The 9,579-nt window shown below is 66.6% G+C and carries 7 protein-coding genes; 2 read left to right on the top strand and 5 right to left on the bottom strand.

What is annotated here, in order from left to right:
- Together B1A78_RS18295 and B1A78_RS18290 are read right to left on the bottom strand one after the other, a co-directional pair.
- A partial coding sequence (locus tag B1A78_RS18295) for a pitrilysin family protein (RefSeq protein WP_144037895.1) occupies positions 1 to 1,168 on the bottom strand: 1,168 nt, incomplete at its 3' end.
- A 41-nt stretch (positions 1,169 to 1,209) separates the two neighbouring features.
- A complete protein-coding gene (locus tag B1A78_RS18290; RefSeq protein ID WP_256839253.1) occupies positions 1,210 to 2,355 on the bottom strand; it encodes a diguanylate cyclase in 1,146 nt (381 codons plus the stop codon).
- 165 nt (positions 2,356 to 2,520) lie between these two features.
- Between B1A78_RS18290 and B1A78_RS18285 the strand changes: the two genes are divergently transcribed.
- Positions 2,521 to 4,515 (top strand): lipoxygenase family protein, encoded by a 1,995-nt coding sequence (locus B1A78_RS18285; RefSeq protein ID WP_077148340.1) that lies wholly within the window; start codon positions 2,521 to 2,523, stop codon positions 4,513 to 4,515.
- Positions 4,516 to 4,664: 149 nt separating this feature from the next.
- Here the strand turns inward: B1A78_RS18285 and purC are convergent, their stop codons facing one another.
- Positions 4,665 to 5,444 (bottom strand): phosphoribosylaminoimidazolesuccinocarboxamide synthase, encoded by a 780-nt coding sequence (gene purC / locus B1A78_RS18280; protein WP_077148339.1) that lies wholly within the window; start codon positions 5,442 to 5,444, stop codon positions 4,665 to 4,667.
- A 236-nt stretch (positions 5,445 to 5,680) separates the two neighbouring features.
- On the opposite strand from purC, the gene B1A78_RS18275 reads away from it, so the two are divergent.
- Positions 5,681 to 6,604 carry a crotonase/enoyl-CoA hydratase family protein gene (locus B1A78_RS18275; protein ID WP_077148338.1) on the top strand — a complete coding sequence of 308 codons (924 nt, stop codon included), beginning with the start codon at positions 5,681 to 5,683 and terminating at the stop codon, positions 6,602 to 6,604.
- Here the strand turns inward: B1A78_RS18275 and B1A78_RS18270 are convergent, their stop codons facing one another.
- Together B1A78_RS18270 and B1A78_RS18265 are read right to left on the bottom strand one after the other, a co-directional pair.
- Positions 6,605 to 8,236, bottom strand: coding sequence for an alkaline phosphatase (locus B1A78_RS18270; protein WP_077148337.1), 1,632 nt, complete (start codon positions 8,234 to 8,236; stop codon positions 6,605 to 6,607).
- Between the two features lie 58 nt (positions 8,237 to 8,294).
- Positions 8,295 to 9,422 (bottom strand): DUF3667 domain-containing protein, encoded by a 1,128-nt coding sequence (locus tag B1A78_RS18265; RefSeq protein ID WP_077148336.1) that lies wholly within the window; start codon positions 9,420 to 9,422, stop codon positions 8,295 to 8,297.
- Positions 9,423 to 9,579: the final 157 nt, after the last annotated feature.

Raw genomic sequence — 9,579 nt, 5'->3', positions numbered from 1 at the left:
CCGCCTTGGCGGTCGCGCCGATCGTCACCTGATCGAAGACGTCCCAGCCGTTCGAATCGCCGAAATAGCCGTTGAGGATCGGCGAATCCTCGGCAAGCGCGAGCTTGGCGAGGCGGCGGCTGACGATCGCCTCGCCGATCCCCTCGGCGAGGTCCTTCGCGCGCTTTGCCTTGGTGTCGGGCAATTTCACCCACGGCTTGAACGCGGTGATCGTCACCCCGTCGGCGATCGCCGGATCGACGAAATCGTCGGCGGCCGACGGACGCTTGTAATCGATCGTGCCGAGGTCGGGGTCGGCGCCCGCGGGGCCGCGCCCCTTCCAGTCGGCGAAGCGCGCCTTGATCTTCGCCTCGATCGCCGCCGGATCGAAATCGCCGACCATCACCAGTGTCGCGCGCTCGGGCCGGTAATAGCGGTCATAAAGGTCGCGGATGCGCGCGGCGGGGGCCGACTGGATCACCTCGATCGTGCCGACCGGGATGCGGTTCGGCGCGCTCATCCCCTTCATCTGGAAATCGAGCTGGTCGATCAGGCTGCGCAGCTGATAGGTGTCGCGCGCGCGCCGTTCGGACAGGATGATGCCGCGCTCGCGGTCGACCGCGGCGGGGTCGATCGTCAGCTCGCTCGCGGTTTCGCGCATCAGCATCAGCCCGGTGTCGACAAGGTCGTCGGAGGCGTTGGGCAGGTCGAGCTGGTACACCGTCGCGTCGAAACCGGTCGAGGCATTGGTGTCGGCGCCGAACGCCAGCCCCTTGCGCTCGAGCAATTTGATCATCTCGCCCTCGGGCACGTTGGTCGACCCGTTGAACGCCATATGTTCGAGGAAATGCGCGAGCCCGCGCTGGTCGTCGGCCTCGGCAAAGCTGCCGACGTCGAAGCGCATGCGGATCGCGACGCTGTCCTTGGGGGTGCTGTTTTTCAGCAGCGCATATTTCATGCCGTTGGGCAGGACGCCGAAGACGATGTTCGGATCGACCGTCACATCGCTTGCGGCGAAGTTCCACGCGCGCGATGCGTCGGTCTGCGGGTTGGTCGCCGCGGGAGCAGGCGCGGGAGCCGCGACGGGTTCGCGCGCGAGCAGCGGCGCGGGGCCGGCAAGGGCAAGGGTGGCGGCAAGGACAAGGGGCGACAGCGCGGCGGAGGCACGCAACAGGGGTCGGAAAGTCATGCCCCTGTCTGGCGCCCGCCCCCGGAGGGGTCAAGCGGCGGCTAACCGATCCGGGCGATGCTTTCGACAGACGACATGGCGTCGCGGTCGCCGATCTTGGCGGCATAGACCGCGCGGTCGGCGGTCTCGAACAATTTCTTCGCGCTGCCGCCGTCGTCGGGCCAGCGCGCGACGCCGACGCTGGCGCCGACATGGATCACCGCGCCGTCGATGCGATAGGGCGCGGCGAGTTCGGCGAGCAGATGATCGGCGAGCGACGTGTCGAGCAAGCGCGACCCTGCGGGCACGAGGATCGCGAATTCGTCGCCACCCTGCCGCGCGACCATCGCATCGTCGCCGCAGGCATGGCGCAGCCGCGCCGCAACCTCGCGCAGCAGCGCGTCGCCGACGCCATGGCCATAGCGGTCGTTGACCGGCTTGAACCCGTCGAGATCGAGCAACGCGAGCGCAAAGCAGGTGTCGGCGCGCGCGGCGCCGATTTCCCGGTCGATCCGCGCATCGAGTTCGCGGCGGTTCCACAGCCCGGTGAGCGGATCGGTGTGCGCAAGGTCGCGCATCCGTTGCTGGAGCTGGAGCAGGTCGACGAGCTGGCCGTGCTGCTGCACGATCATGCGCAGCAAAAAGGCGCTGGCGACGAGCAGGCTGGTCCCCGCAGCGATCTCGGGCGGGTTGCCCGAGGTGAGCATGAGCAGGATGATCGGGACGAGCCCGATACCGAGGTTGACGATGGTGGTGAACCGGATCGACGACAGGCAATAGGCGGTGGCGAGCGAGCCCATCGCCATGATCATCGCATAATAGCTATGCGCCTCGGGCGGCGCGGCGATCCAGTTGATGACCGTCCACAGGCTGCACATCGCGCCCATCGTGCCCGACAGCCAGGTCGATTCGACGATCACGCGGCGCGCGCGGCGCACGCTCATGTGCCGGCCGCGATTGCGCCACAGCACGAAGAAGCCGAACAGGCTGACCACCGCGAGGATGATCGGGAAACCGATGCGGACGATCGGGTGTACCGTCTCCACCCCGCCATAGATGGCGGTCGGCGTCGTAGCCGCGAGCGTGAGGAACAGCATCGGGGTCAGCGTTTCGACGCGATTGGCGCGCAGCAGCGCGACGTCGTCCCGGATCGCCTCCGGTACCGGCGGGAAAATGCGCGTTCGCAACCAGTGATAGACCCCCGTCATGGCGAGGGGGATAGCGAGCAGGCGTAAAACATCGGTTAAGGATAGAATCCCCTTTTTTCATCCTGATACGCATCTAGCACGATGACCGCCCATGCAAAATATTAACCATGTTTTGCGACAGCCGCTCCCATTCGAATGTCGATCCATTTGGGGGAGCCCGCCATCATGTCCTATCCCGTTGCGTCACTGACCACGCCCACGCCAGCCCTCGCATCGCCGATGCCGTCCGCCGATCCGACGCTGCCGCAGAACGACACGCCGGCGCAGCGCGCCGCCCGCGCCGCGCAACTGACCGCGACGCAGGCCATTTATGTGTGGACCACCGACGTCCCCACCCTGCCCGGCGTGCCGCTGGCGACCGATGTGCCGAAGAACGACGTGCCAACCATCGCCTGGTTCGGCAAGCTCATCACCATCGGGCTGGCGATCGTGCGCAACGCGCTCGCGGTGAAGCTCGGCGCGGTCGAGGCCGGCGAACTGACCGCCGCGCACGCCGATTATGCCGCGCAGTTCGCCGAATGCGACGCGATCGAGGCGTCGACGCGCAAGATCGCCGCCGCGCATGGCGCGCATGAGGGCGGCAATATCTTCGAGCGCATCGTCGAGGATGTCGAAAGCGCGGTCGCGACGATCGAACGCGACGCGCATCTGGCGCTGCTCGAAGGCTATAAGGCGCGCATCGAGGAATTGATGAAGGTGAGCGACGACGAGGTCGCCGGCATCGGCAGCAGCGCGCCGCGCAGCCTCGACGCCTATCGCGCGCTGTTCCAGACGCTGCCGGTTCCCGGCATCGCCTATGACTTCCAGAACGACGCCAGCTTCGCGCGGCTGCGCGTGCAGGGGCCGAACAATATGCTGATCGCCGCCGCCGGCGACGCGCTGCCGGCGAAATTCCCGCTGACCGCGAAACAATATGCAGCGGTGGTGAACGGCGACACGCTCGACCGGGCGCTGGCCGACGGCCGCCTCTTCCTGCTCGATTACCAGGATCTGGCGGTGCTCGACCCCGGCACCTATCGCGGCGAGGCCAAATATGCCTGGCAGCCGATCGCGCTGTTCGCCGTGCCGCCGGGCGGCGCCTCGCTGGTCCCGGTCGCGATCCAGTGCGGGCAGGATCCCGCCGACTTCCCGATCTTCACCCCCTCGCCCGCGCCCGAAAAACTATGGGGCTGGGAAATGGCCAAGCTGGTCGTGCAGGTCGCCGACGGCAATTATCACGAGCTGTTCACCCATCTCGCGCGCACGCATCTGGTGATCGAGGCGTTCGCGGTCGCGACGCACCGCCACCTCGCCGAGGTTCACCCGATCTGGGCGCTGCTCGTCCCGCATTATGAGGGAACGTTGTTCATCAACGAAGCCGCGGCGACCTCGCTGATCGCGGCGGGCGGACCGATCGACCATATTTTCGCAGGCACGATCGTCTCGAGCCAGGCGGCGGCGGTCGATGCGCGGCTCGCCTTCGACTTTTACGGCAAGATGCTGCCCGCCGACCTCGCCGCGCGCGGCGTCGGGGTGACCTCGGCGCTGGCCGACTATCCGTATCGCGACGACGCGCTGCTCGTGTGGAACACGATCCACGAATGGGCGCGCCAATATGTCGATCTCTATTATGCGAATGATGCCGCGGTGGTCGGCGATACCGAGCTTGCGGCCTGGGCCGCATGTCTCGCGACCGAGGCGAAGATCCGGGGCTTCGGCCCGGTGACGAGCCGCAATCAGCTCGCCGAAATCTGCACCATGGTGATGTTCACCGCGAGCGCGCAGCATGCGGCGGTCAATTTCCCGCAAAAGGACATCATGACCTTTGCCCCCGCGATCACCGGCGCGGGCTGGGAGCCAGCCCCGACCGGCCAGCGCGGACAGGACAAGCCGGGCTGGCTCGCGATGATGCCGCCGATGGGGCTGGCGCTCGAGCAATTGAACGTGCTCGAACTGCTGGGCTCGCTGCACTACCGCCCGCTCGGCGACTATCGCAGCAACGCCTTTCCCTATCCGTTGTGGTTCCAGGATCCGCGCGTCACAGCGAAGACCGGCCCGCTCGCCTGGTTCCAGGCCGCGCTGACCGACGTCGAGACCGAGATCGTCGCCCGCAACGCGCAGCGGCTGGCGCCCTATCCGTACCTCCAGCCGAGCCTGATCCCGACGAGCATCAATATCTGAGGAACGACGACAGACTAAAAACCTCGTCATTGCGAGCGTAGCGAAGCAATCCAGAGCGGTTCATGCCGACTCTGGATTGCCGCGTCGCTTCGCTCCTCGCAATGACGAGGCTTGAAATCCCTCGTGACGCGCGCCGCTCAAGTGGCGGATCAGCTGCCCTTTTTCTTCCGGTGGCTTTCGAGGTCGAGCACCGCGCTGTCGGCGCCCTCGGGCAGCAGGCCGAGGCGGCGCGCGACTTCCTGATAGGCTTCGACTTCGCCGCCGAGGTCGCGGCGGAAGCGGTCCTTGTCGAGCTTTTCGTTCGTCGTCATGTCCCAAAGGCGGCAGCCGTCGGGGCTGATCTCGTCGGCGAGGATGATGCGGCTGAAATCGCCGTCATAGAGCCGGCCGAATTCGAGCTTGAAGTCGATCAGGCGGATGCCGACCGCGGCGAACATGCCCGACATGAAGTCGTTGATGCGGATCGCCATGTCCTGGATATCGTGCAATTCTTCCTGGCTGCACCAGTTGAAGCAGGCGATATGCTCCTCGGCGACGAGCGGATCGCCGAGCGCGTCGTCCTTGTAGCAATATTCGATCAGCGTGCGGGGAAGCTGCGTCCCCTCCTCGATGCCGAGGCGCTTCGACAGCGTGCCCGCGGCGACGTTGCGCACGATCACCTCGATCGGGACGATCTCGACCTGGCGGATCAACTGCTCGCGCATGTTGAGGCGGCGGATGAAGTGGGTCGGCACGCCGATATTGCCGAGCAGCGTGAAGACATGCTCCGAAATGCGGTTGTTGAGCACGCCCTTGCCGCTGATCGTGCCCTTTTTCTGGGCGTTGAACGCGGTCGCATCGTCCTTGAAATACTGGATCAGCGTGCCCGGTTCGGGGCCTTCATACAGGATCTTGGCTTTGCCTTCGTAGATCTGGCGGCGACGGGCCATGGGCGGTTACTTTCTGTCGGAACCAAATGAATGGCCCCGGCGAAAGCGACTCAGGCAGAGGCGCGGCGCCGGGGCGGTTCGCGCGCCTATAGCGGCAAAGGTCGGGCGCGTCATCCCCGGCGTGGGCCGCCCCTGCTCCCGTCTGAGACGGGGCAACATCTTTACGCTTACGTAAACTAGACCTTGCCTTCCTCGGCATCCCTTGCGACGATTGCCGTAACGACAAGGAGAGAAAGATGAGCTTCGAAGAGATTCGCCTCGACCGTCACGAGGGCATCGCGCTGCTGACGCTGTACCGCCCCGGCAAGATGAACGCCTTCACCACCCAGATGATGACCGAGATCGTCGCCGCGCTCGACGAATGCGACGCCGACGACGGCGTGCGTGCGGTGGTGTTCACCGGCGACGGCGATCGCGCCTATTGCGCGGGCGCGGACCTCAGCGCGGGCGGATCGACCTTCGATTATGACAAGCGCACCGACAAGGCGGCGCTGCTGCCCGACGGCACCTCGCTCAGCCCGGTCGCCGAGGACGGCACGATCGACTGGTCGCACCCGCTGATCCGCGACGGCGGCGGGCGCGTGTCGATGCGCATCTTCGAGAGCAAGAAGCCCGTATTGGGGGCAATCAACGGCGCCGCGGTCGGCATCGGCGCGACGATGACGCTGTCGATGGATGCGCGCCTCGCCAGCGACACCGCGCGCTACGGCTTCGTCTTTGCGCGCCGCGGCATCGTGCCCGAGGCGGCGTCGAGCTGGTTCCTGCCGCGCCTCGTCGGCATCCAGACCGCGCTCGACTGGTGCTATTCGGGCCGGCTGATCCCCGCCGCCGAAGCGCATGAAAAGGGCCTCGTCCAGTCGGTCCACGCGCCGGGCGAGCTGGTCGACGCCGCGATCGCCAAGGCGCGCGAACTCACCGCCGACAGCGCCCCGGTCTCGGTCGCGCTGACCCGCCACATGATGTGGCGCATGCTCGGCGCGCCGCACCCGATGAGCGCGCACCGCTGGGACAGCCGCGTGATCTTCGCGCGCGGGCGCAGCCCCGACGCGATGGAGGGGGTGACGAGCTTCCTCGAGAAGCGCGCGCCGAACTTCACCGCGAGCGTCGCCAACGACTATCCGTCGTTCGGCGAATTCGAGGACGCGCCGCCTTACGGCTGATCAAACCGCGTCGTACATCCGTTTCCCGCGCTGGACGGTCATGCTGTGCGTGCCCTTCAGCGCCAGCGAGCGTTCGCGGATCGTTTCGACGCTGTGCCAATTGGCGGTGACCTTGTCGGGGGTCATCGCCACCGACACATAGCCGCGATCGCGGGTGTTCGCCCATTTGAGCTGCGGCGACGAGCCGAGGAGCGCGCCGACGCGTGTCTCTTCCGAAATGCCGCGCGTGTAATTCTCGAACCCCGGCGAGGTGACGCTATGCCCGCCGATCTCGACGCCCGCGGGCCGGCCGTCCTCGCCAAGGTCGAAGGCCCAGCCATTGTGGCTGTCGCCCGACAGGGTAACGAAATCGGCATCGGCGCGCTGCGCCGCGGCGAGCAGGCGCGACCGCGCGGCGGGATAGCCGTCCCACGCGTCGAGGTTGAGCGGCAGCCCCGCTTTCGCCGCGGCTTGCGCCGATTCGACGCGGCGGCGGACTTCGGGGGCCATGTCGGCGCCGAACCAGTCCTTTGCCTGCGGCGGCGTGAACAGGCTGCCCATCACGATCTGCTGCGCGCAGACCTGCCAGCGCGTGCCCGCCTTGGTCGAGGCGGCGAGGCCGTCGAACAGCCATTTTTCCTGCGTCCCGCCCATCAACTGGCGCGCAGGGTCGCGATAGGTACCCTCGGCATAGGCCTTGAGCGCCGCCGCCGGGTCGCGCGCATCGCGGACGATATCGTCGATCTCGACCTGCTTGTCGCGGCCCGTGACGCGCGTTTCGGGGAGGAAGATCGTCGCGAGGTCGCCGACCTGGTAATGGCGCCAGCGGCTGTCGGCGACGGGCATCCATTCGCGATAGACGCGCTCCGCCGTCGCGGCGCGCTCCGCCCATTCGCCTTCGCCATCGTTGTGATTCTCGGCGCCGCCCTTCCACGCGTCGTTGGTGAATTCATGATCGTCCCATTGTGCGATCATCGGGAACAAGGCGTGCAGCCGCGCGAGGTCGGGGTCGCTGCGATAGGCGGCGTAGCGCAGGCGATAGTCGGCGAGGCTGACGATCTCGTGATCGGGCTGGATCAGCCGGCCGGGCACCGCCTGCTTGATCGAGGGGTAATCGCCCGGCGGATATTCATAGAGATAATCGCCGACATGGACGACGAGGTCGATGTCCTGCCGCGCCGCGGCATGGCCATAGGCGTTGAACCAGCCAAAGGGCAGGTTCGAGCATGAGACGAGTGCGAGGTTGAAAGCGGCGGTCGGCCCCTGCGGCAGCGTGCGGGTGCGCCCCGTGGGCGACTTGGCTCCGTCGGGGGCGACGAAGCGATAGAAATACCAGCGCCCGGGCTCGAGCCCGTCGACGACGATCTTGGCGGTATGGTCGCGTTCGCCGAGCGCGGTGACCGTCCCGCCGCCCGCGAGGCGCGCGAAGTCGGCGGTCTCGGAGAGTTCGGCGGTCAAGGCGGTGTCGTTGGCGGTGGCATAGCGCGTCCACAGCAGCACCGAATTGGCGCCGGGTTCGCCGCTCGCGACGCCATGGGTGAAGCCCTGCGCCATCATCGCCTGCGCCGCTCCGGGCAACGCCAGCGCCGCGAGTCCCGCGGTGCCGAGCTTGATCAGCAGTCGGCGGTCGATGTGGCCCCAAAGCGGATGCATGGCAGTCTCCCTCTTGTCGGCCGCTCCTTGCTCCGTCTTTGTGACGATATGGCGGCCCCTAACCCATCACTCCCAAAGCCAGCAGCAGCAGCATGAAGGTGATGACCGCGAACAGGCTGAAGAACAGCAGCAAGGTCCCGCGCACCAGCGCCCCGAAGCGCGACGAGCGATAGGCCCCGCGCAGCTGGCGAACCATGTGGAAGGGCACATAGAAGATCGCGAGGAAGGTCGCGATATTGCCGAGCACGGTCAGGTTGAGCAGCCGCACCACAACGAAGAGGAGCAGCATGAACGAGATCGAATAGGTGACGAAGACGAAATGGTCATAGGTGTGGAAGCGGCGGCTGAACGGATAGAGCAGCCACATGAAGGGCAGCGACAGCGGGATCAGCGCCCAGGCGAATTTATAGGCGTTCGCCTGCAATTTGTAGAGCAGCAGCCCGGGGTTGGCGTTGGCCTTTTCAAAGCCATGGTCGATGAACGCGATGCCGGTATCGACCTTGGTCCGCGACAGGAAATCGACGCTGGTCATCACCTGTTCGCCCGGATCGTCGAGCACCGGCGGCCCCTTTTCGCGCTCTTCCTTGCTCATCGGCTTGGCAACACCCAGATATTCGGCGGTCCGGCGCAGCGACACCAGCTCCTGTTCGAGCTGCCGCTTTCGTTCGGGCGTCAGGCCCTGTTTCGCAAGCTCGGCGTTGACCGCCTCGGTCTCCGCGTAGAAGCGCGCCTTGATCGCGCTCGTCTCGGTTTGGTTGGCTGCCGCCTTGGCGAGCCCCTCGCCGACCCCGCCGCCGCTGCCGACCATCGCGAGCACCGCATAGGTCAGGAACACCGCGAACAGGAACAGCGCCAGCGGCGAAATGAAGCTCGCACGCTCGCCATGGATATAGCGGCGCGTCAGGTCGCCCGGCCGCCAAGCGAGCAAGGGCAGCGTGTTCCAGATCTTGCCTTCGAAATGGAAGATCGCATGGACGAGGTCGTGGCCGATCGCGCCGAAGCTGCGATGCACATCAGCGCGTTGCCCGCAATGATGGCAGTGCGTGCCCACAAGGCTGGTGCCGCAGTTCAGGCAGCGCAGGGGCGACGACGCGTCGCCATGGCCGCCGCCGTGGCGCGGTTCGACCGCGCGCGCCGCCAGTCCCGCGGTCACCGCTGCCCCGATGCCTTCGATATCCCCGCTCATGGCGCCCTGCCTAAAGGCGCGCGCGGCGCGGCGCAACGGGACTTTCACCGCCGCGACAAAGCATGATAGGGGGCGGCGCATGACTGCCAAGGCCCACACCATGTCCGCCCTTCCCGACGCCGATGCGCTGATCGCCGACATAGGCGCGCGCGCGCGC

The sequence above is a fragment of the Sphingopyxis sp. KK2 genome, assembly GCF_001990265.1.
GTDB lineage: Bacteria > Pseudomonadota > Alphaproteobacteria > Sphingomonadales > Sphingomonadaceae > Sphingopyxis.
Note: the sequence above shows the minus strand (reverse complement) of the source record. Positions and strands in the feature narration are given on the sequence as shown.